Consider the following 19545-nt stretch of genomic DNA (forward strand, 5'->3'; position numbering starts at 1 on the left):
GACAGAGGCATGATCGCGGTATTTTCCGATCTGGACGGCACACTTCTCGACCATGAAACCTATGACTGGAGCCCGGCGCGCCCGGTGCTTGAGCGGCTGCGCGCGGGCGGGCATGCGCTGATCCTGGCCTCGTCGAAGACGGCGGCCGAGATTGCGCCGCTGCGCGCCCAGATGGGCTTTGCGCAATGTCCCGCGATCGTGGAAAACGGCGCAGGCCTTTTACCGGCCGAGGCCGATGCGGTCACCGAGGCGCGCAGCCATCCCCAGCTTCTGGCGATCCTGCGCCGGGTGCGGGCCGAGACCCGCGCGCCCTTCCGCGGCTTTTCCGACTGGTCGGTGGCCGAGATCGCCGCGCGCACGGGCCTTTCCCCAGAGGCCGCCGAAGCCGCGGCGCGGCGCGACTTTTCCGAGCCCGGGCTTTTCGGCGGCCCGCCCGCGGCCGAAGCCGATTTCGTCACCGCCCTGAACCGCGCCGGCGTTTCGGCCACGCGCGGCGGGCGCTTCATGACGCTGTCCTTCGGCGCCGACAAGGGCGCCCGCCTGCGCGAGATCGCGCGCGCGCTTCAGGCCAGCGCCACGGTGGCACTTGGCGACGCACCCAACGACATGGGGCTGCTCGAGACGGCCGATCATGGCATCGTCATCCCCAATCCTGCCCATGCGGGCCTGCCCACGCTACCCGGCGAGGAAGGCCCCGCGGCCCATATCACGCGCGCCGCGCAGCCCGGCCCGGCCGGCTGGGCCACCGCCCTCGGCGCCCTTCTCGACCGGCTCGGCGCCACCTGACGCCGCCGCCGCGCCCCGGACAGACCGCGAAAGGACTGGACATGGCCGATTATCATCAGAACGGCGCCGTCGCCACGCTGCACGGGATCTCGCAGGTTCCCGCACGCCAGCTCGAGGCCCAGCTCGAACTTTTCGCCCAGCACCGCAAGATCACGCTGATCCTGCCCTCGCTCTATTCCGAGCTGGAGACCCCCGCGCTGGCCGGCATTCTCGATGAGCTGATGGAAGCGCGCTACATCAACCACATCATCATCGGGCTGGACCGGGCCGATGCCGATCAATTCGACCATGCGCGGTCCTATTTCGCGCGCCTGCCCCAGCGCCACGAGATCCTGTGGAACGACGGCCCCCGCCTGCGCGAGATCCAGGCCGCGATGCAGAACACAGGGCTGCATCCGTCCGAACCGGGCAAGGGGCGCAACGTGTGGTATTGCGTGGGCTATGCGCTGGCCTGCCGCAACTCGGACGTGGTGGCGCTGCATGATTGCGATATCGTCACCTATTCGCGCGACATGCTGACCCGGCTGGTCTATCCGGTGGCCAACCCCGGCTTTCCCTATCAGTTCTGCAAGGGCTATTACCCGCGCATTGCCGACGGCAAGCTGAACGGCCGCGTCACCCGGCTTCTGGTCACGCCGCTGATCCTGGCGCTGCAAAGCTGCTGCGGGCACCGCGATTATCTCGAATATCTGCACGGCTTCCGCTATCCGCTGGCCGGCGAATTCGCCATGCGCACGGCGATCCTGCCCGACATGCGCATCCCGTCGGATTGGGGCCTTGAAATCGGCGTTCTGTCCGAGGTCTGGCGGAACCTTTCGCGGCACGCGATCGCGCAGGTGGATATCTCGGACCGCTATGACCACAAGCATCAGCCGCTGTCGGCCGAGGATGCCACCGCCGGCCTGTCGCGCATGTCGATCGACATCTCGAAGGCGATCTTCCGCAAGCTGGCCACCGACGGGGTGGTGTTCTCGCCCGAATTCTTCCGCACGCTCAAGGCCACCTATTACCGGCGCGCGCTGGACCTCATGGAGATGTATTACAACGACGCCAAGATGAACGGGCTGTCGGTGGACCGCCATGTCGAGGAACAGACGGTCGAGCTGTTTGCCATGAACATCGTCGAGGCGGGGGCGGTGTTCCTGGACAACCCGACCGAGACGCCCTTCATCCCGAACTGGTCGCGCGTGCAGGCCGCCAACCCCGATCTGATGGAGCAATTGCGCCGCGCGGTGGCCGAGGACAACGCCGTGCCGTGAGCCCCGGCCCCCGGCCATGCATGGCACGGGCGCAGGCCCTGTCAGCAGGCCTTGTGGCGGCGGTTATGGTCGAGCGAGGACAGCAGCGACAGCCCGATGAACCCCGCACCCAGAAGGCCCGTGACCATCTCGGGGATATGCCACAGCGTCTGGGCGAACATGATCACGCTGAGGATGAAGATCGACCAGAAGGCGCCGTGCTCGAGATAGCGCAGCTGCGCCAGAGTCCGCCGCTCGACCAGCATCAGCGTCATCGACCGCACATACATCGCCCCGATCCCCAGCCCGATGGCGATCAGAAAGAGGTTCTGCGTCAGTGCAAAGGCCCCGATCACGCCGTCGAAGCTGAACGAGGCATCCAGCACCTCGAGGTAGAGAAACGCCCCCAGCCCGCCGCGGGCAGCCGTGCCCACCGCCGCGCCGCGCTGGTCGAGCACCTGGCCCAGCACCTCGACCCCGAGAAAGGTCAAAAGCCCCGAGACGGCGGCAAAGAGGAAGGTCTGGCCCTTTTCCTCGGGCAGGATGGCAACGAAGACCATGGTCACCGCCAGCACCAGCGCCACCTCGAGCCCGCGCACCGAGGCCAGCCGTCGCAGACGCCGTTCAAACGCGGCGATCCAGTCGACCTCCTTGCCCTCGTCGATGAAGTAATTGAGCGCGACCATCATCAGGAAAGCCCCGCCAAAGGCGGCGATGGACAGATGGGCCTCGCCGATGATGCGGGCATATTCGGCCGGTTGCGTGGACGCCAGAACCACCGCCTGCCAGGGCCCGATCCCCGCCGCCACCACCACGATCAGCAGCGGAAACAGGATCCGCATGCCGAAGACCGCGATCAATATGCCCCAGGTCAGGAAGCGGCGCTGCCAGGCGGGCGTCATCTCCTGAAGCTTGTTGGCATTGACGATGGCATTGTCGAACGAGAGCGAGATCTCCAGCACCGCCAGCACCGCGGCGATCAGGAAGAAGGACATTGCCCCGGCGAAGCTGCCCGAGAACCCCAGGCCCAGCCAGAAGGCCAGCACCAGCCCGGCCAGGGTGACGATCAGCGGCCAGCGGAAATAGGCGAATGCGGAAGTCATGATCTGCTCAGCCCTTCTGCGCAGCGGCGTCGAGCCGCGCGGCGCGGGCCGCGCGCAGTCGGGCGAAATCCTCGCCCGCGTGATAGGACGAGCGCGTCAGCGGCGTGGCCGAGACCACCGAGAAGCCCTTGCCCAGGGCGGCGGTCTCATAGGACTTGAATTCCTCGGGGGTGACAAAGCGCGCCACGGCATGATGCTTGGGCGTGGGTTGCAGATATTGACCGATGGTCAGGAAGTCGATGTCGGCGGCCCGCATGTCGTCCATGACCTGAAGGACGGCCTCGCGGGTTTCGCCCAGGCCCACCATGATCCCCGATTTGGTGAACATGTCGGGGTCGATCTCCTTGACGCGCTGAAGAAGGCGCAGCGAATGGAAATAGCGCGCGCCCGGCCGCACCGAGGGATAGAGCCCCGGCACCGTCTCCAGATTGTGGTTGAAGACATCGGGGCGCGCGGCCACGACGGTTTCCAGCGCCGCAGGACCGCAGCGCAGGAAATCGGGCGTCAGCACCTCGATCGTGGCTTCGGGGGCGCGGTGGCGGATGGCGCGGATGGTCTGGGCGAAATGCTCGGCGCCACCATCCTCAAGATCGTCGCGGTCGACCGAGGTCAGCACGACATGGCGCAGCCCCAGCTTGGCCACCGCATCGGCCACGCGCCCCGGCTCGAACGGGTCGAGCGCCTCGGGCCGGCCGGTGGCGACGTTGCAGAAGGTGCAACCGCGGGTGCAGATCTCGCCCATGATCATCATGGTGGCGTGCCCGTGGCTCCAGCATTCGCCGACATTGGGACAGCCCGCTTCCTCGCAGACCGTGTGCAGCCGGTTCGACTTCAGGATCTCGCGCGTGTCCTTGTAGCCCTGCGAGGACGGCGCCTTGACCCGGATCCAGGCGGGCTTGCGGGGCTGGGCCTGATCGGGCCGGTGGGCCTTTTCGGGGTGGCGCTCGTCGGGTTTCTTCAGATCGCGCACGGGGGGCGTCCTTTCGCTGCGGCATGCGCCCGACATAGTGTGAAACCCCGCGCGATACAATCTCGCGCCCGATCACCTAAGGATTGAAAATCAGCAGCCAGAGGGACAGTGCCGGCACGATCAGGAGCATCCCCACCAGAAGAACCAGCGCGCTGCGCGCCCAGACCGCCCGCCGGCGGTTGGTCTGTTCGACGGTCTCGGGCGGGCTGGCGGCAGCGGCGGCATTGACCCGCGCCAGCAGCGCGGCCGCGGCGGCGGGGCTGTCGGCAAAGGCGCGGATCGACAGCATGCGCGGCGCGCCCCCTTCGGCCAGCGGCACGATCTCGAGCCAGGGGTGATAGAGGCCGCGATCGGAGCGGTGGACCAGGACCGGGCGGGCATGGGCGTCGAGATCGAGAACCAGACGGCGGCCCGGCAGCGACTGGCACTCGAGCCGCCCCGGCGCCAGGCTCAGCCGCGGCAGCCCGGCCAGGCGGGCCCCCACCATGACCAGAAGAAGCCCGCCAAAGAAAAGAAGCCCCACCAGATCACCCGGCGCGCGGGTCTTCAGATAAAGCGCGAGCCCCATCGCCGTGAACAGCGCATTCACGAGCATGAGCCGCCACGTGCGCACACCCCAGCGCGGGCGCAGTGTGACCGGAAGGGCCGCGGGCGGGGCGTCAGGGGTGGTCATGAGGGGCCTCCGGGCCGCATGTGCGGCCCAGATTGCCCGCGCTCGCGCCCCTGCACAGGCGAAGTTATGCACAGGCGCCCCATGCGCCCCCACCCTTGCGGCGCGGGCTAGCCGATCAGCGGGCTGGCGCCGCCATAGGTGTCGTCGTAATGGCGCTTGAGCCGCTCGAGCGCGATGCGCAGCACGATCTTGCCCGAACGCGCCGACCAGCCCAGCCGCTTTTCCGCCGTTTCCAGCCCCTCGAGAAAGCAGCAGCAGCGCAGCACCATGTCCCCCAGGCCCGGCCCCAGATCACGCAGCGCCGCGGCCACGCGTTCGCGGGCGCGCTCGGCACCGCCGCCCGTCGCCTCGGGGCGGTAGCAGCCGCGCTCGCCCGCGGTCAGGAAGCGCTCCCAGTTCTGGGCCACGCGCGGTCCCATCTGCGCCAGTTCGAAATCCTCGCGCAGACGTTCGCCGGCGGCCACCAGCTCGGGGCTGAGAAAGGGCCGCCCCTCCTTGTCGCGCCGCCGCGCCAGCACGCTCAGCGGGCTTTCGGCCAGATTGGCGCGCAGCCGGCGCGGGGGGCGCCCCGCCTCGTCGGGGATGTCGCGCATCCCCCAGACGCGGTGCTGGCCGGCGAAACCGCCCTCGAAATGCGCCTGCGCCTCGGCGAAACCGGGGTTGCGCGCCAGGGCGTCGGCCTCGAGAAACCGCTTGAGCGCGGCGCGCCCGGCCGTCGAGATCTCGTAGCGTGTCACCCGCCCGCTCTGGACCGCCGTGATCCAGTCCTTGAGCGCGAAGGCCTGCGCCACGGCGCGGTCCATCACCGCGGTGCGCACGGTGCCGCGCAGGACCACGGCCTTGTCGAGATCGGGGGCGACCAGAAGGCCGGCGTTGGGTTCGGCAAGACGGCGCAGGATACGCCGGGCCTCGCGCGTCAGGGTCTCCTCGTCGATGCGGGGCATCTCGCGGCGGGCATGAGCACTCATCACAGGGTCTCCCTTGGGGTTGGGGCAGACCAGGGCCTTGCGTGCACGCCGCCGGGCCAGGGCCCCCAGCGCCTCATCGAACAGGGGATCGTCGCGCCGGGACTCGATCCGGCGAATGCGGCGCAAGACCGTCGAGGGGGCACATCCTTCCTCGCGGGCAAGCTGGCGAATGGGAAGACCGTCCTCGGTGTGACGCAGATAGAGGCGCGCGCCGGGCGGAACCCAGGCCGGCCACGGCAGTGGCGAGCGGTTCAGCGACGACATCCTTTGTCCTGTTTTCAGTGCATTGGCGGGCGTTCTTAAGCTTACGTTAACCTTGGTCTGCAATCATTACCCGTGCGTTAAGAAACGGGCAGAACCCGACAATTGTTCTCAAATCCTAAATATTGCCTACCTCGGCGCTCGGTAGAATTTGATTAACGCAACACCCGCCTTGGTTGTGCTTCACTGGTCCCCCTTACGGGAGGTGGACCATGACAGATCCCATGCAGACCCTTGCCAGCCTGCGGCGCCCGCGTCTTCTGATCCGGGCCGCGCGCTTTGCGTTGCGCGACTATAACCGAAGGCGCGACCTGAAGCGGCTGATGCGGGCGCAGATCGTGCCGACGCCGCCCCAGGCCATCGAGATCCTGCTGGCCGAGGAGGCGCGGCTTGAAATCGCGCGCCAGGGGGCGGGGCCGGGCTATGACCCCGGCCGCCATATCGCAATCCTGGTGGCGCTGATGGGCGAGGCGCGGCTGGTGGCCCCGCACGGCTGAGCGCGGGCGGGCTCAGCGCGCCTTGAAGAGCGAGCCCAGAACACCGCGCACCAGCGCTTGCCCGGCCTTGCTGCCCAGCTGGCGCGCAAAGCTCTTGCCGAAGGCTTCGGCGATCGTGTCGCCGCGCCGCGCCGGGGTCTTTCTCGGCGCGGCCTTGCGCGCGGGGGCGCCGGGGCTGTAGCGGCGGGCCTGGCGAAAGCCCTGGCCGTCATCGCCGGTCGCGCGCGGCGCGTCCTCGGCGGCGGCGCGGGCGGCGGCCTCGGCGCGGGCGGCCAGCATCTCGAAGGCGGATTGGCGGTCCAGCGCGGCCTCATAGCGCCCCGCCAGCGGTGACGCCGCCACGCACAGCCGCCGCTCGGCCGGGCTCAAGGGGCCCAGACGCGAGGACGGCGGCCGGATCAGCGTGCGCGCCACCATCCCCGGCACGCCCTTGGCTTCCAGAAACGAGGTCACCGCCTCGCCGGTGCCGACCTCGCGGATCGCGGTCTCGGTGTCGAAGGCGGGATTGGCGCGATAGGTCTCGGCCGCGCGCTTGAGATCGCGCTGGTCGCGCCCGGTGAAGGCGCGCAGCGCATGCTGCACGCGGTTGCCAAGCTGGCCCAGGATATCCTCGGGGACATCGCCGGGGTTCTGGGTGACGAAATAGACCCCCACCCCCTTCGAACGGATCAGTCGGGCGACCTGTTCCACCTTGTCGACCAGCGCGCGCGGCGCATCGTCAAAGAGAAGATGCGCCTCGTCGAAGAAGAAGACCAGCCGCGGCTTGTCGGGGTCGCCCACCTCGGGCAGTTCCTCGAACAACTCGGACAGAAGCCACAGCAGGAACGTCGCATAGAGCCGCGGCGACGTCATCAGCCGGTCGGCGGCCAGGATGTTGACCCGCCCGCGCCCATCTGCCCCCACCGCCATCATGTCGCGCAGATCGAGCGCAGGCTCGCCGAAGAAGTCCGCCGCACCTTGCGTTTCCAGAACCATCAGCCGGCGCTGGATCGCCCCCAGCGTGGCCGGCGCCACATTGCCGTAACGCAAGCCGATCTCGCGCGCGTTCTGGCCCACGAAGACCAGCATCGCCTGAAGATCCTTGAGATCCAGAAGCGGCAAGCCTTCCTCGTCGGCGATGCGGAAGGCGATGTTCAGAACGCCCTCCTGCGCCTCGGTCAGGTCGAGAAGACGCGCCAGCAGAAGCGGCCCCATTTCGGTGATCGTGGTGCGGATCGGATGGCCCTGCTGGCCGAAGAGATCCCAGAAGACGACGGGAAAGGCCGTGTAGGCAAGCTCGAGCCCGATGGTCGCGGCGCGCGCCATGAAGGCCGGGTGCAGCTTGGCCTGATCCGAGCCCGGCAGCGCCAGCCCCGCCAGATCGCCCTTCACGTCGGACAGGAAGACCGGCACCCCCGCCGCCGAGAAGCCCTCGGCCAGGATCTGCAAGGTGACCGTCTTGCCGGTGCCGGTGGCCCCCGCGATCAGCCCGTGGCGGTTGGCGTATTTCAGAAGCAGCGCCTGGGGCTCGGCATGACCGGCCCCCCCGCCCCCGACGAAGATGCTGCCTGTCATGTCTTGCCCCCCACGGCCATGCGCGCGCCCCGTCCCGCAGGCCGGCCCGGATCGGCGCCGCCCCTGCGGTCGAAGGAGTTGTTAACCATTTCGTGCCATAGAGGAGGGGTCCGGTCCAGTGTCCATCTGGGCCGGGCGAACTTCCTCCCTGTCAGACTGGCCGCGCTTTGAAGCGCGGTCTTTTTTTCCGAACCGAAGAGTCAGATTTGATTGCTGTTGACGCCACGCGCGGGGCTGGCTAGCGTCTGCACAGTCAAGAAGTCGGCAGTCCGACAGGGAGAAGACGAAAAAGGGTCGCTTTGCCGGCCCTTTTTCTTTTGGCGGGCCCGCCGGTCACGGGTGTCGCGCCTTCAGCGGCGGCGGCAATCGCGCCGCGGCACGCGGCGGCCGCCCTGCCCGCGCGTCCTTGGGCAGCTTTCCGCACCCGCCCACGGGCACGGGTGTTTTGGCCCTGACAGCGCCGGGTCCGCGTGCTAAGGCCATCTTCACCAAACGTTCCGAACGGAAGGACACCATGGCAGAGTTTTCGAAACCCCTTGCGATCGCGCTGATGCTGGCCCTGACCGGAACCGCCCAGGCGCAGGATGCGGGTGCGCCGGCGGAAGACCAGGCGACCGCAGACGCCGAAACCGCCGCCCCCGAGGCCGCCCCGTCCGAGACCGCCGCGCCGGAAGTTGCGACCGAGGCCGCCCCCGCCGAAGCCGATCCGAACGCGCCCGGCACGCCCTATGTGGCCGAAACCAAAGGCGATTGGCAGGTGCAATGCGTGCGCACCGCCGATGGCAACGACCCCTGCCAGCTTTACCAGCTTCTCAATGACGAGGCCGGCAATTCCGTGGCCGAGATCAGCCTGTTCAACCTGCCGGGGGGCCAGCAGGCCGCGGCCGGCGCGACCATCGTCACCCCGCTCGAGACCTTGCTGACCCGCAACATCACCATGCGCGTCGACAATTCCGAACCCAAGGTCTATCCGTTCACCTTCTGCACCCGCGTGGGCTGTGTGGCGCGCATCGGCTTCACCCAGGCCGAGATCAACGGCTTCAAGCGCGGCAATGTCGCCACGCTGACCATCGTGCCGCTGGCCGCCCCCGACGAGAAAGTGGACCTCAAGGTCTCGCTGACCGGGTTCACCGCGGGCTTCGATGCGATCGTGGCCGCCAATGCCAAGGCGCAGCAACCCGCCCAGAACTGAGCCTACAGAACCAGGCACATGGGGCCACTGGCCCACACCCTGCGACACCGCCCCCTCGGGGCGGTGTCTTGCATTGGGGCGGGCGGCAGGGCGCAGAAAACCGTTTCCATTTGCGAAACAACGAATGGGAAACATTGCCCGCATTCCGCAGGCATTGTCCCCATTTCAGAAAGGGCGTGCGGCGAATCACCCGCGCCAAGGGTCGCGCAAGCGGGCACGGCGTCACGCATATGCAGGGGCTTGCGTTCAGATCCGGGGTTCAGATGCGGCGCAGCGCCAGCACCGCGTTCAGCCCGCCAAAGGCAAAGGCGTTCGAGATCGCCACATCCACCCGCGCCTCGCGCGCGACATTCGGCACCACGTCCAGCGGGCATTCCGGGTCGGGCGTGCCATAGCCGATAGTGGGCGGCACGATGCCCTCGTTCAGCGCCAGGAGACAGGCGATCAGCTCGACCGCGCCGGTGCCCCCGATCAGATGGCCATGCATGGATTTGGTCGAGGACACCATGACCCGATCGGCATGGGCGCCGAAGGCCCGCGCGATGGCGGCGCATTCGGTCTTGTCATTGGCCGCGGTGCCGGTGCCATGGGCGTTGATATAGCCGACATCGGCGGGGTCCAGCCCCGCATCGCGCAACGCCCCGGTGATGGCGCGTTCGGCGCCCTCGGCCGAGGGCATGACGATATCGCCCGCATCCGAACTCATGGCGAAACCCGCCACCTCGGCCAGGATCTCGGCGCCGCGGGCGCGGGCATGCTCAAGCTCCTCGAAGACGAAGACCCCCGCGCCCTCGCCCTGGACCATGCCGTTACGCTCGGCGCTGAAGGGGCGGCAGCCGTCCTTCGACATGACCCGCAGCCCTTCCCAGGCCTTGATCCCGCCAAAGCACAGCATGGATTCCGAGCCCCCCGCCAGCATCACATCCACCATGCCGGCGCGGATCATCTGCATCGCCAGACCCATGGCGTGGTTCGAGCTGGAACAGGCGGTCGCCACGCTGAACGACGGGCCCATCAGCCCGAATTCCATGCTGATATGGCTGGCGGCGGCGTTGTTCATCAGCTTGGGCACGACGAAGGGGTGAACGCGGTTCTTCCCTTCCTCGTAGACGGCGCGGTAGCTGTCGTCCGAGGTGCCAAGCCCGCCCCCGGCCGTGCCCATCACCACGCCCGCGCGCAGACCCGCCGCCCCGTCAAAGCGGATGCCGGCCTGGGCCACGGCCTCGCGCGCGGCGATCAGGCCGAATTGCGCAAAGCGGTCCAGCAGGCCCAGCTTCTGGCGGTCGAAATGCGCTGCCGGGTCAAAGTCGCGCACCTGCGCGCCGATGCGGATCGACAGGCGGTCGACATCACGGATATCGAGCGGACCGATCCCGCAGCGCCCCTCGGCCATGGCCTGTTTCGTTTCGGCAATGTCGCGCCCCAGCGCGTTGATACTGCCCGCTCCGGTGATGACGACGCGCCGCATGGGATCAGGCAAAGGCCGCGCTGGCGCCCCCCTTGGCGGCGATCAGATCCTCGACCGCGCGCACGACCGCGCCGACCGAGGTCAGGTCGATATCGTTGCGCTCGCCCTCGTTGGCATTGAACGGCACCGAGATATCAAAGGCTTCCTCGATGGCGAAGATGGTCTCGACCAGCCCCAGACTGTCGATGCCCAGGGACTCGAGCGTGGTCTCGGGCGTGACGTCGGCACGCTCGACGACAGCCTGTTCGGCAATGATGGCAATGATCCGGTCTTGCACGTTGGTCCCCATGATCCGATTCCCGTTCAGGCCTTTTCGCTCAGTTTTGCAACGGTTTCACGAAGCTCGGCCACGGTTGCGAACAAACGGCCCAGACGGCGGATGTTCTTCGTGGCCTCGATATGGCTGGTCATCTTGACCGCGGGCGAGCCCATCATCACCCGCCCCGCCGGCACGTTCGAGAAGACCTTGGTCGCGCCGGTGGCGATGACGTCATCGCCGATGAAGATGTTGTCCGACACGCCGACCTGCCCGGCCAGCACCACGCGGTCGCCGATCCGGGTGGATCCGGCAATGCCCACCTGCGCGCAGAACAGGCAGTCGCGCCCGACCAGCACGTTGTGGCCCACATGCACCATGTTGTCGAGCTTGGTCCCCGCGCCGATCACCGTGGCGCGGACGGTGCCGCGGTCCACCGTGGCATTGGCGCCCAGTTCGACATCATCGCCGATCTCGACCGTGCCCAGCGAATGGATGCGGGTCCAGGATTGCGGGCGGATCTCCTCGCGCGAGCCCAGGGTTTCGCGGATCATCTCGATGCCGTTCTTTTCCGGCGTGACGAAGGAGAAGCCGTCGCCGCCGACCACGGCATTCGAATGGGCGATGAAACGCGCGCCGATCTGCACCCGGGCCCCGATGCGCACGCCCGGATGAAGCAGGCAATCCGCGCCGATCACCGCGCCCTCGGCCACCGAGACATGCGCGCCGATCCGCGCCCCCATGCCGATGCGCGCGCCGCGCCCGATCACGACAAAGGGACCGATGGCCGCGCCGATGCCGATCTCGGCGCCGGGGTCGATGACGGCGGTCGGGTGGATGCCCGGCGCGATCTCGGGGCCGGGATCGAAGGCGCGGCTCAGCCCGGCCATGGCCATGCGCGGGCGCGCCACGAAGATGGCGCCGGCCAGCCCAAGCCCCTGCCAATCCGCGCCCTCCCACAGGATGGCCGCGCGGGCGCCACCCCGCGACAGCCCGTCGGCATATTTCGGGTCCATCGCCAGGGCCAGCTGGTCGGCCCCGGCCGCGGCCGGCTCGGAAGCCCCGGTGATCGGCAGCGAGAGATCTCCCTCGGCATGCGCGCCCAGGGCCCTTGCGATATCGCCTAGCGTGTATTGCATCTGTCTGTCCGGTCCACCCCGAGCGCCATGACGGCGCCCCACGGACCCAGATTTAACCCTGCACGGGCCGCAATTCCACCCCGGCCTTTCGCAGCGCCTCGAAAATGCGCCCGTCGCGGCCGTAGATGTCGCGCCGATAGCCGACATGGCCCCGCGCATCCGGCCAGGCGGTGAAATAGACCAGATGCACCGGCAGCGGCTTTTCCAGCTCGATCTTGCGCTCGCCGCCCGAATTCAGCGCGCGCTTGAACTCGCCCTCGGGGTCATCCGATTGCGCCGCCAGCAGCGCATAGGCCAGGTCGAACGGCCGGCCCACGCGGATGCAGCCATGCGAGAAGGCGCGCACTTCGCGCTGGAACAGCGACTTCGAAGGCGTGTCGTGCAGATAGATGTGATAGGGGTTGGGGAACATGAATTTCACCAGCCCCAGCGCATTGCCGCGCGACGGCGGCTGACGCATGGCAAAGGGGAAGGAGCGCGCGTTATAGGCGGCAAAGTCGATGGCCGAGCGCGGCACGACCCGGCCGCGGCGATCGATGACGTTGATATGCGACGCCGCGTTGGGGTTGCGCTGCATCATCGGCAGGTATTCCTTGACCGTGATCGAGCGCGGCACGCTCCAGCTCGGGTTGACGATCATGTGCTCCATCTCGTCCGAGAATTCGGGGCTGCGGCGATCGGCCCGGTTCATCCCGATGACCACGACGGTCTCGAAGGTGGTGCGCCCGTGATCGACGATGCGGGCGGTGAAATCGGGCAGGTTCACCCAGACATGGCGCGCGCCCAGATCGGTGCCGTTCATCCAGCGCATGCGTTCCAGCGCGACCAGAACTGCCTCGAGCCGGTCCTCGGGGCTGCGGTTGATCTCGGCCAGCGTGCCTTCGCCGGCCACACCATCGGGTTCAAGCCCCTGATCGCGCTGGAATTCCTGAACCGCGCGCTGGATGTCGGCGTCATAGACCGCGGTGGCCGAACGCCCCAGATAGCCCAGCGCCTGAAGCCGGTCGCGCAAGGCGACCACCGCCGCGCCGGTATCGCCGGGGCTGAGGCTGCGGGCCGAGACCTCGGGGCCCCAGCCGCCCGCCGCGATGGTGTGCAGAAGGTCCAGCCGCGCCTTCATCAGCCGCGCATATTGCCCCATGTCGGGCGCCAGCGCGCGCAGATAGTGATCGGGACGCTCGGCGCCGGCAAAGCCCGTGATCAGCGCCTGACGGTCAGGGCGATGCTGGTCGCGCTTGATCCCGTCATCCACCTTCTCGGCGTCCAGAACGCCCGAGCTGACGTCCTGGGCATAGGTCAGGAAGGCGCGCGACATCGCCACCTCGAGCCGGCCGCGCTGACGTTCCGAGGCAATGGCGGCGAAGCGGCCGCGCAGCCCCGCGGCATCATAGCGGCCCGGCGGCAGGCCATGGTTCACCGCCCCGTCCAGCGCGGCCATCAGCGCGGCGCGACGCGGTGCATCCTCGGGCGCGGTCCACAAGGGGCGATAGTCGCGCGCGGCATAAAAGGCCGCCAGCGCCGGATCGGCGGCGGCATCCTCGGCCACCGCCTGGGTAAAGGCGCTGAGCGCAGGCGCGGCCACGCGCGCGCCCGGCGTGGTCATCTGCGCGGTGCTCACCATGGCCAGGCGGTCGTCCCCGCCTGCCGCCCCGATCTGGCCCCCGATCTGCCCCCCGGACACGGCCTGCGCGACAGCCCCCCCCGACCAGAGCAGGGCAGCCAGCGACAGGCCGGCAAGAAGGGTCGGCGCGGGACGGGATTTTCGGGCAACAGGCATCGACGCAGGGACTCCGCAATACAAGAGACTGCCCCAGGGGCCGGCAGCGGCCGACGGGCGGGGCGACAGGGGGCAAGACTGCGCGTAACGTGCACGCACCGCGCAACTTAGCCAAGAGCAAGGTAAACACTTTCCCGCCAAACATCGGGATTGTGCCCCGCCCGCGTGCAGGATGCCTTCGCTTGATGCGGAAATGTCACATGGCAGGCAGGCCACACTGGCACAGCGAAAGCGGGATCGCGCCCGAAGAACCGCGGATTTAAGCAGCTTTTTGCCGATTGCCTTGACGCGCGCGAATGCGCAGTTGGCAGACGACTCGGTCTCGGCCATAACTTCGCCACGAACGGGGACGATCATCGTGGTTAAGCCGATGTTAATTCGGCACCGAAGCAGCTGAGCGACGAAAGACAGGCGAACCAACATGAGTTTGACGACGATCTCGCGGCGTGGCCTTCTGGGCGCCTTCGCGGCTACGGCCGTGTGTGCCGCACCGACCATGAGCAACGCTTTCGGCATCCTGCGCGGGGCCGGCGATATCCGACGCATCCGCATGTATTCGGGCCGCACCGGCGAGAGCCTCGACACCGTCTACTGGATCGAGGGCGAATATATCCCCGAGGCGCTCAAGGAAATCACCTATTTCATGCGCGACTGGCGGACCGACACGCTCAAGACGATCGACCCGCGCACCATCGACATCGCCGCCGCCTCGCATCGGCTGCTGGATGTCTCGGAGCCCTACATGATGTTGTCGGGCTATCGCTCGCCCCAAACCAATGCGATGCTGCGGTCGCGCTCGCGCGGGGTGGCCAAGAATTCCCTGCACATGCGCGGCCAGGCCGCCGACCTGCGGCTGCGCTCGCGCAGCGTGTCGCAGATCTACAAGGCCGCCTCTGCCTGTAGCGCCGGCGGCGTCGGCAAATATTCGCGGTCGAACTTCGTGCATATGGATTGCGGCCCGGTCCGCACCTGGGGCCGCTGAGCCCAAGCCCCCGCGGCGCGGGACAGCCATCTGACAGGACGCGAAAAGGGCCGCACCTCCGGGTGCGGCCCTTTCGTTTCGTGGAACTCTCGTTCCGGCGCCACCGTCGGCGCGCCCCCCGCGCCCGGATCGGCCCCGGTTCAGAACGCTTCGGGGCGCATCTCATGCGCCATGTGGTCCAGCACGGCATTGACCAGCGCGGGTTCCTTGCCTTCGGGGAAGAAGGCGCGCGCCACGTCCACATATTCGGTGATGACGACCCGCGGCGGGGTCTTGGGGTTCTGAAGCTCGGCCCCCGCAGCACGGAAGAGCGCGCGCAACACCGGGTCGATCCGGTCGATCGGCCAGCGCGCGACCAGCGCCCGGTCGGTCGCCTGGTCGATGCGGGCCTGCCACATCACCGCATCGTCCAGCACGGTGCGGAACAGATCGGCGTCGCCTTCGGCCATTTCCGCGCCATCATAGACCGCGCCGAAGCGATGCGTCTCGAATTCGGCGCGCACGCGCTCGACCGCCTGGCCGGCGGCCTCCATCTGGAAAAGCGCCTGCACCGCGTAAAGGCGGGCGGCCGATTTCATCTGCCGCTTTTCCTCGCGCGAGGGTTTGCGCGGACGGTCTTCGGTGTCGGTCATGCGGTGTCCTTTCCGCCCTGTTCGCCCGCGATGCGGAACGGCTCGCCCGTGGGGCGGAAGCCGATGCCCTTGGTCTTGCGCGACCAGCGCCGCGACAGCGCCACCAGATGCAGCGCCGCCGCCGCCGCGCCGCCGCCCTTGTTCTGGCCGTCGGGATCGGCGCGGACCTCGGCCTGGGCGCGGTTTTCCACCGTCAGGATGCCGTTGCCGATGCACACCCCCTCAAGGCCCATCAGGCTGAGCGCGCGCGAACTGTCGTTGCACACCGTGTCGTAATGGGTCGTCTCGCCGCGGATCACGCAGCCCAGCGCGACGAAGCCGTCGTAATCGGCCATGCGCGCGGCCATGGCGATGGCGCTCGGCACCTCGAGCGCGCCGGGCACATCGACGCGCTCGACCTGCGCGCCCGCGGCCTCGGCCACGGCGCGCGCGCCGCGCACCAGGTTCTCGGCAATGTCGAGATAATAGGGCGCCACGACGATCAGCAGCCGCACGGGCCGGTCAAACGCGGGCAGCGGCAGGATGTGATGAGTTTCGGCTCCGGCCATGGGTCAGTCTTTCGGAATGGAGCGGGTGCCCTCGATGGTCAGGCCATAGGCCTCGAGGCCGACCACCTTGGGCATTGCGGAATTGGTCACCAGGATCAGACGCGACAGGCCCAGCGCCGACAGGATCTGCGCGCCCAGCCCGTAATGTTTCAGCGTCTGCGGCGAGGCCTCGCCGGGCTTGACGATCTTCTTGGAGAGATCGCGCAGGAGAACGACGACACCGCGCCCTTCCTCGGCGATCAGGCGCATGGCGGCAGGCAGGTCATCGACATGGCCGGGATTGAGGCCCAGCACATCGGCCAGCGGGTCCAGCGCATGCATCCGCACCATCACCGGCGCCTCCCCGGTGATATCGCCGCGGGTCAGCACGACATGTTCGGCGCCCTGGGTTTCATCGGTGAAGATGCGCATCGCCCATTGCCCGCCATGCACCGACACCACCGAGGCCTGGCCGGTCTCGTTGATCAGGTTGTCGTAGCGGCGGCGATAGGCGATCAGATCCGAGATCGTGCCGATCTTGAGCGCGTGCTTCTGCGCAAAGGTCACCAGATCGGGCAGACGGGCCATGGTCCCGTCCTCGTTCATGATCTCGCAGATCACGCCGGCGGGGTTCAGCCCGGCCAGGCGCGACACATCAACCGCGGCCTCGGTATGGCCGGCACGGACCAGAACGCCGCCCTCGCGGGCGCGCAGCGGGAAGACATGGCCGGGCGTGGCGATATCGGCGGCGCCCTTGGTCGGGTCGATGGCCACGGCGATGGTGCGCGCGCGGTCATGCGCCGAGATGCCGGTGGTCACGCCCTCGCGGGCCTCGATCGACAGGGTGAAGGCGGTCTCGTGGCGGCTCGAGTTCTTGGGCGCCATCAGCGGCAGGCCCAGCGCGTCGATGCGCGCGCCCGGCAGCGCCAGGCAGATCAGCCCGCGCCCGTGCATGGCCATGAAGTTGACCGCCTCGGGGGTGGCCATCTGCGCCGGGATCACCAGATCGCCCTCGTTCTCGCGGTCCTCGTGGTCGACCAGGATGAACATGCGCCCGTTGCGCGCATCCTCGATGATCTCCTCGATGGGCGAGATCGCGTCGCGGAAATCTTCCTCGACCGGGCCGGGGGTTTCGTAGGTCATTGTTCCGCCTCTGCAAGCCGCGCGACATAGCGCGCCAGCGTGTCGATTTCCAGATTCACCTTCTGGCCGATCTGCGCCACGCCCCAGCCGGTGACGACCTTGGTGTGGGGGATGATGTTGACGCCGAAATCGCAGCCGCCGCCGGGCACGTCCACCACCTCGTTGACGGTCAGCGACGTGCCATCCAGCGCGACCGAGCCCTTGGGCGCGATGAACCGGCCCAGGCTGGCCGGCGCGCGGAAGGTGAAGCGGGTGCTCTCGGCCTCGTCGCGCATGCCCACGATCTCGGCCATCCCGTCGACATGGCCCGACACGATATGCCCGCCCAGTTCATCACCCACCTTGAGCGCGCGCTCGAGGTTGATGACATGGCCTTCGGCCCAGTCCGACAGGTTGGTCTTGTCCTGGGTCTCGCCCGAGGCCTGCACCTCGAACCAGGCCCGCGGGCTGTCGCCGCGCGCGACCACCGTCAGGCACACGCCGTCGCAGGCGATCGAGGCGCCGATGTCGATGCTCGCGGGATCGTAATTGCAGGCGATGCGCACGCGCATGTCGCCGCCTTCGGGGGCGCGCTCAAGGGCCACGATCTCGCCGCGGTCGGTGATGATGCCGGTGAACATGGCTGACCTCGTCAGATGGGAAAGGAGTTCGGGGGCTTTTTCTGCGCCTCACCTAGCCCGCCGCGCCCCGCGCCGCAAGTCCGGCGCCGCCCGCGCAGGGCCGCTTTGCGACGCGCCCCGGCCCCGCGGGGGGCTGTTGCGCCGCACTCCCGCCCCCCGCAAGGGGGTCTTGCGCCGGGCGCCCCTTCCCCCCCGCGGGGGCTTTCGCGGCGGGAATGCGACCATTCCCGTCAGGGCAAGGGGGCCGAAACTGCGTGACACGCGCGGCATTTGGCGCCACACCGGCGCGCAGATCCCCATCCGCCAGACACCGCAACACCACGCCCCGCCCTTCAGAACCCCGCCCGACCCCACCGGACGCATGACACCGACACCGCCCCGCCACGCATTGATGCTGCAAGGCCCCCACGGGCCCTTCTTCGCACAGCTGGCCCGCGCGCTGACGGCGGCGGGGATGGCGGTCACCCGCGTCGGCTTCAACCGCGGCGACGAGATGTTCTGGCCCGACCGCGCGCGCTATATCCCCTTTCGCGGCCGCCCCGAGGACTGGCCTTCGACCGTTGCCCGTCTGATCGAGACGCGCGGCATCACCGATCTGGTGCTCTATGGCGACACGCGCCCCGTCCATGCCCAGGCCGTGGCCGCGGCGCGCGCGCGCGGGGTGCAGGTGCATGTCTTCGAGGAAGGCTATCTGCGGCCCTACTGGATCAGCTATGAACGCGGCGGCGCCAACGGCCATTCGGCGCTGATGCAGATGGATCTGCCCACGATCCTGGCCGCCGCCCGCGCCCTGCCCGAGACCGACCCCACTCCGGCCTCGGCCGCCGCCACGGGCCCCGGCGCCGATCCGCCCGCGCCGGCGGTCTGGGGCGACATGCGCCAGCATGTGTTCTGGGGCGCGCTCTATCATTTCCTGGTGATGGTGGCCAACCGGCCCTATCGCAACTTCCGCCCCCACCGCGACATCCCCGTTTCGGCCGAATTCCGCCTGTATCTGCGGCGGCTGGCGCTGATGCCGGCGCATGCGCTGGAACGCCGGCTGGCCGAGCGGCGCATCCGGGCCGAGGGGCTGCGCTTTCATCTGGTGCTGCTCCAGCTCGAACATGACGCGAGCTTTCGCAGCCATTCCCCCTTTGCCTCGATGCGCGACTTCATCGCGCTGTGCATCGCAGGCTTTGCCGAAGGCGCGCCACGCGATCACCATCTGGTCTTCAAGGCCCACCCGCTCGAGGATGACCGCGCCGCCCTGCCGCGCGCCATCCGCGCCGAGGCCGCCCGCCACGGCCTGTCGGCGCGCGTGCACTTCGTGCGCGGCGGCAAGCTGGCCGAGATGCTTGACCGCACCGAAAGCGTGGTGACGGTCAATTCCACCGCCGGGCAGCAGGCGCTGTGGCGCGGGCTGGCGCTGCGCATCTTCGGGCGCGCGGTCTATGACAAGCCGGGGCTGGTGTCGCAGCAGCCCCTGCCCGCCTTCTTCGCCGCCCCCGCCCGCCCCCAGATCGCGGCCTGCCGGGCCTATCGGCGCTTCCTGCTGGCCAGCTCGCAGGTGCGGGGCGGGTTCTATTCGCGCGCGGGCCGGCGCGCGGCCATCGCCCGGCTGGTGCCGATGATGCTGGCCGCAGAGGATCCCTATGACGGAGTCCTGACGCCGCATCCCCGCCGCGAAAGCGCCTGAGCCCCTTGAATTGGGGCCCGATATCGGCACGATCGCAACACATTCCCCGCTGCCGCGAAAGATTGTGGCACCGCCGGCATGAAA

Annotated in this window: 19 protein-coding genes; 6 read left to right on the forward strand and 13 right to left on the reverse strand. The window is 68.5% G+C overall.

What is annotated here, in order from left to right; translation table 11 throughout:
* The first annotated feature begins 9 nt into the window (after positions 1-9).
* Both BW949_RS10240 and BW949_RS10245 read left to right on the forward strand, forming a co-directional pair.
* Positions 10-786 carry an HAD-IIB family hydrolase gene (locus BW949_RS10240; protein WP_076365756.1) on the forward strand — a complete coding sequence of 259 codons (777 nt, stop codon included), beginning with the start codon at positions 10-12 and terminating at the stop codon, positions 784-786.
* Positions 787-827: 41 nt separating this feature from the next.
* A complete protein-coding gene (locus BW949_RS10245) occupies positions 828-2045 on the forward strand; it encodes a glycosyltransferase family protein (RefSeq protein ID WP_076365758.1) in 1218 nt (405 codons plus the stop codon).
* Positions 2046-2086: 41 nt separating this feature from the next.
* Here BW949_RS10245 and BW949_RS10250 read toward each other — a convergent pair whose 3' ends face one another.
* From BW949_RS10250 to BW949_RS10265, 4 genes are all read right to left on the reverse strand, one after another.
* Positions 2087-3127, reverse strand: a complete 1041-nt coding sequence (locus BW949_RS10250; protein ID WP_076365760.1) for a DUF475 domain-containing protein — start codon at positions 3125-3127, stop codon at positions 2087-2089.
* A 7-nt stretch (positions 3128-3134) separates the two neighbouring features.
* Positions 3135-4133 (reverse strand): lipoyl synthase, encoded by a 999-nt coding sequence (lipA, locus tag BW949_RS10255; protein ID WP_097177032.1) that lies wholly within the window; start codon positions 4131-4133, stop codon positions 3135-3137.
* A gap of 40 nt (positions 4134-4173) precedes the next feature.
* On the reverse strand, positions 4174-4770 hold the full coding sequence (locus tag BW949_RS10260) for a hypothetical protein (protein ID WP_076365764.1): 597 nt from the start codon (positions 4768-4770) through the stop codon (positions 4174-4176).
* A 107-nt stretch (positions 4771-4877) separates the two neighbouring features.
* A complete protein-coding gene (locus BW949_RS10265) occupies positions 4878-6002 on the reverse strand; it encodes a DUF6456 domain-containing protein (protein WP_076365766.1) in 1125 nt (374 codons plus the stop codon).
* 209 nt (positions 6003-6211) lie between these two features.
* Here BW949_RS10265 and BW949_RS10270 point away from each other — a divergent pair, with 209 nt between their 5' ends.
* Positions 6212-6496, forward strand: coding sequence for a DUF6477 family protein (locus BW949_RS10270; protein WP_076365768.1), 285 nt, complete (start codon positions 6212-6214; stop codon positions 6494-6496).
* Between the two features lie 12 nt (positions 6497-6508).
* On the opposite strand, the gene BW949_RS10275 is transcribed toward BW949_RS10270, so the two are convergent.
* Positions 6509-8050, reverse strand: coding sequence for a helicase HerA-like domain-containing protein (locus BW949_RS10275; protein WP_076365770.1), 1542 nt, complete (start codon positions 8048-8050; stop codon positions 6509-6511).
* Positions 8051-8564: 514 nt separating this feature from the next.
* Between BW949_RS10275 and BW949_RS10280 the strand changes: the two genes are divergently transcribed.
* The gene (locus tag BW949_RS10280) at positions 8565-9242 is read left to right on the forward strand and encodes an invasion associated locus B family protein (protein ID WP_076365772.1); all 678 of its coding nucleotides are present in this window, start codon (positions 8565-8567) and stop codon (positions 9240-9242) included.
* A gap of 259 nt (positions 9243-9501) precedes the next feature.
* Here BW949_RS10280 and BW949_RS10285 read toward each other — a convergent pair whose 3' ends face one another.
* The 4 genes from BW949_RS10285 to BW949_RS10300 are packed head-to-tail and all read right to left on the reverse strand — an operon-like array spanning position 9502 to position 13726.
* A complete protein-coding gene (locus BW949_RS10285; RefSeq protein ID WP_076365774.1) occupies positions 9502-10710 on the reverse strand; it encodes a beta-ketoacyl-[acyl-carrier-protein] synthase family protein in 1209 nt (402 codons plus the stop codon).
* Positions 10711-10714: 4 nt separating this feature from the next.
* The gene (locus BW949_RS10290) at positions 10715-10999 is read right to left on the reverse strand and encodes an acyl carrier protein (RefSeq protein WP_076365776.1); all 285 of its coding nucleotides are present in this window, start codon (positions 10997-10999) and stop codon (positions 10715-10717) included.
* Positions 11000-11013: 14 nt separating this feature from the next.
* Positions 11014-12105 (reverse strand): UDP-3-O-(3-hydroxymyristoyl)glucosamine N-acyltransferase, encoded by a 1092-nt coding sequence (locus BW949_RS10295; RefSeq protein WP_076365778.1) that lies wholly within the window; start codon positions 12103-12105, stop codon positions 11014-11016.
* 52 nt (positions 12106-12157) lie between these two features.
* Positions 12158-13726: a L,D-transpeptidase family protein gene (locus BW949_RS10300; protein WP_076365945.1), complete on the reverse strand. Its 1569-nt coding sequence runs from the start codon at positions 13724-13726 to the stop codon at positions 12158-12160.
* Between the two features lie 577 nt (positions 13727-14303).
* Here BW949_RS10300 and BW949_RS10305 point away from each other — a divergent pair.
* The gene (locus BW949_RS10305) at positions 14304-14864 is read left to right on the forward strand and encodes a peptidoglycan L,D-endopeptidase MepK (protein ID WP_076365780.1); all 561 of its coding nucleotides are present in this window, start codon (positions 14304-14306) and stop codon (positions 14862-14864) included.
* Between the two features lie 140 nt (positions 14865-15004).
* Here the strand turns inward: BW949_RS10305 and nusB are convergent, their stop codons facing one another.
* From nusB to BW949_RS10325, 4 genes are read right to left on the reverse strand one after another with little or no spacing between them, the layout of a single operon-like run.
* Positions 15005-15496, reverse strand: a complete 492-nt coding sequence (nusB, locus tag BW949_RS10310; protein WP_076365782.1) for a transcription antitermination factor NusB — start codon at positions 15494-15496, stop codon at positions 15005-15007.
* Positions 15493-16044: a 6,7-dimethyl-8-ribityllumazine synthase gene (locus tag BW949_RS10315; protein WP_076365783.1), complete on the reverse strand. Its 552-nt coding sequence runs from the start codon at positions 16042-16044 to the stop codon at positions 15493-15495. Before BW949_RS10315 ends, nusB begins: the two co-directional genes overlap by 4 nt.
* 3 nt (positions 16045-16047) lie before the next feature.
* Positions 16048-17166 (reverse strand): 3,4-dihydroxy-2-butanone-4-phosphate synthase, encoded by a 1119-nt coding sequence (gene ribB, locus BW949_RS10320; protein ID WP_076365785.1) that lies wholly within the window; start codon positions 17164-17166, stop codon positions 16048-16050.
* Complete coding sequence (locus BW949_RS10325; RefSeq protein ID WP_076365787.1) at positions 17163-17786, reverse strand: riboflavin synthase; 624 nt, start codon at positions 17784-17786, stop codon at positions 17163-17165. Before BW949_RS10325 ends, ribB begins: the two co-directional genes overlap by 4 nt.
* Positions 17787-18177: 391 nt before the next feature.
* Here BW949_RS10325 and BW949_RS10330 point away from each other — a divergent pair, with 391 nt between their 5' ends.
* Positions 18178-19461 carry a capsule biosynthesis protein gene (locus BW949_RS10330; RefSeq protein WP_235816270.1) on the forward strand — a complete coding sequence of 428 codons (1284 nt, stop codon included), beginning with the start codon at positions 18178-18180 and terminating at the stop codon, positions 19459-19461.
* Positions 19462-19545 lie beyond the last annotated feature (84 nt).

The organism is Phaeovulum vinaykumarii, assembly GCF_900156695.1.
GTDB lineage: Bacteria > Pseudomonadota > Alphaproteobacteria > Rhodobacterales > Rhodobacteraceae > Bieblia_A > Bieblia_A vinaykumarii.

Excerpts from the sequence above, each read along its gene's own strand:
- BW949_RS10240 (WP_076365756.1), top strand. The coding sequence starts at position 10 with ATGATCGCGGTATTTTCCGATCTGGACGGCACACTTCTCGACCATGAA.
- BW949_RS10245 (WP_076365758.1), top strand. The coding sequence starts at position 828 with ATGGCCGATTATCATCAGAACGGCGCCGTCGCCACGCTGCACGGGATC.
- BW949_RS10250 (WP_076365760.1), bottom strand. The coding sequence starts at position 3,127 with ATGACTTCCGCATTCGCCTATTTCCGCTGGCCGCTGATCGTCACCCTG.
- lipA (WP_097177032.1), bottom strand. The coding sequence starts at position 4,133 with ATGTCGGGCGCATGCCGCAGCGAAAGGACGCCCCCCGTGCGCGATCTG.
- BW949_RS10260 (WP_076365764.1), bottom strand. The coding sequence starts at position 4,770 with ATGACCACCCCTGACGCCCCGCCCGCGGCCCTTCCGGTCACACTGCGC.
- BW949_RS10265 (WP_076365766.1), bottom strand. The coding sequence starts at position 6,002 with ATGTCGTCGCTGAACCGCTCGCCACTGCCGTGGCCGGCCTGGGTTCCG.
- BW949_RS10270 (WP_076365768.1), top strand. The coding sequence starts at position 6,212 with ATGACAGATCCCATGCAGACCCTTGCCAGCCTGCGGCGCCCGCGTCTT.
- BW949_RS10275 (WP_076365770.1), bottom strand. The coding sequence starts at position 8,050 with ATGACAGGCAGCATCTTCGTCGGGGGCGGGGGGGCCGGTCATGCCGAG.
- BW949_RS10280 (WP_076365772.1), top strand. The coding sequence starts at position 8,565 with ATGGCAGAGTTTTCGAAACCCCTTGCGATCGCGCTGATGCTGGCCCTG.
- BW949_RS10285 (WP_076365774.1), bottom strand. The coding sequence starts at position 10,710 with ATGCGGCGCGTCGTCATCACCGGAGCGGGCAGTATCAACGCGCTGGGG.
- BW949_RS10290 (WP_076365776.1), bottom strand. The coding sequence starts at position 10,999 with ATGGGGACCAACGTGCAAGACCGGATCATTGCCATCATTGCCGAACAG.
- BW949_RS10295 (WP_076365778.1), bottom strand. The coding sequence starts at position 12,105 with ATGCAATACACGCTAGGCGATATCGCAAGGGCCCTGGGCGCGCATGCC.
- BW949_RS10300 (WP_076365945.1), bottom strand. The coding sequence starts at position 13,726 with ATGGTGAGCACCGCGCAGATGACCACGCCGGGCGCGCGCGTGGCCGCG.
- BW949_RS10305 (WP_076365780.1), top strand. The coding sequence starts at position 14,304 with ATGAGTTTGACGACGATCTCGCGGCGTGGCCTTCTGGGCGCCTTCGCG.
- nusB (WP_076365782.1), bottom strand. The coding sequence starts at position 15,496 with ATGACCGACACCGAAGACCGTCCGCGCAAACCCTCGCGCGAGGAAAAG.
- BW949_RS10315 (WP_076365783.1), bottom strand. The coding sequence starts at position 16,044 with ATGGCCGGAGCCGAAACTCATCACATCCTGCCGCTGCCCGCGTTTGAC.
- ribB (WP_076365785.1), bottom strand. The coding sequence starts at position 17,166 with ATGACCTACGAAACCCCCGGCCCGGTCGAGGAAGATTTCCGCGACGCG.
- BW949_RS10325 (WP_076365787.1), bottom strand. The coding sequence starts at position 17,786 with ATGTTCACCGGCATCATCACCGACCGCGGCGAGATCGTGGCCCTTGAG.
- BW949_RS10330 (WP_235816270.1), top strand. The coding sequence starts at position 18,178 with ATGCTGCAAGGCCCCCACGGGCCCTTCTTCGCACAGCTGGCCCGCGCG.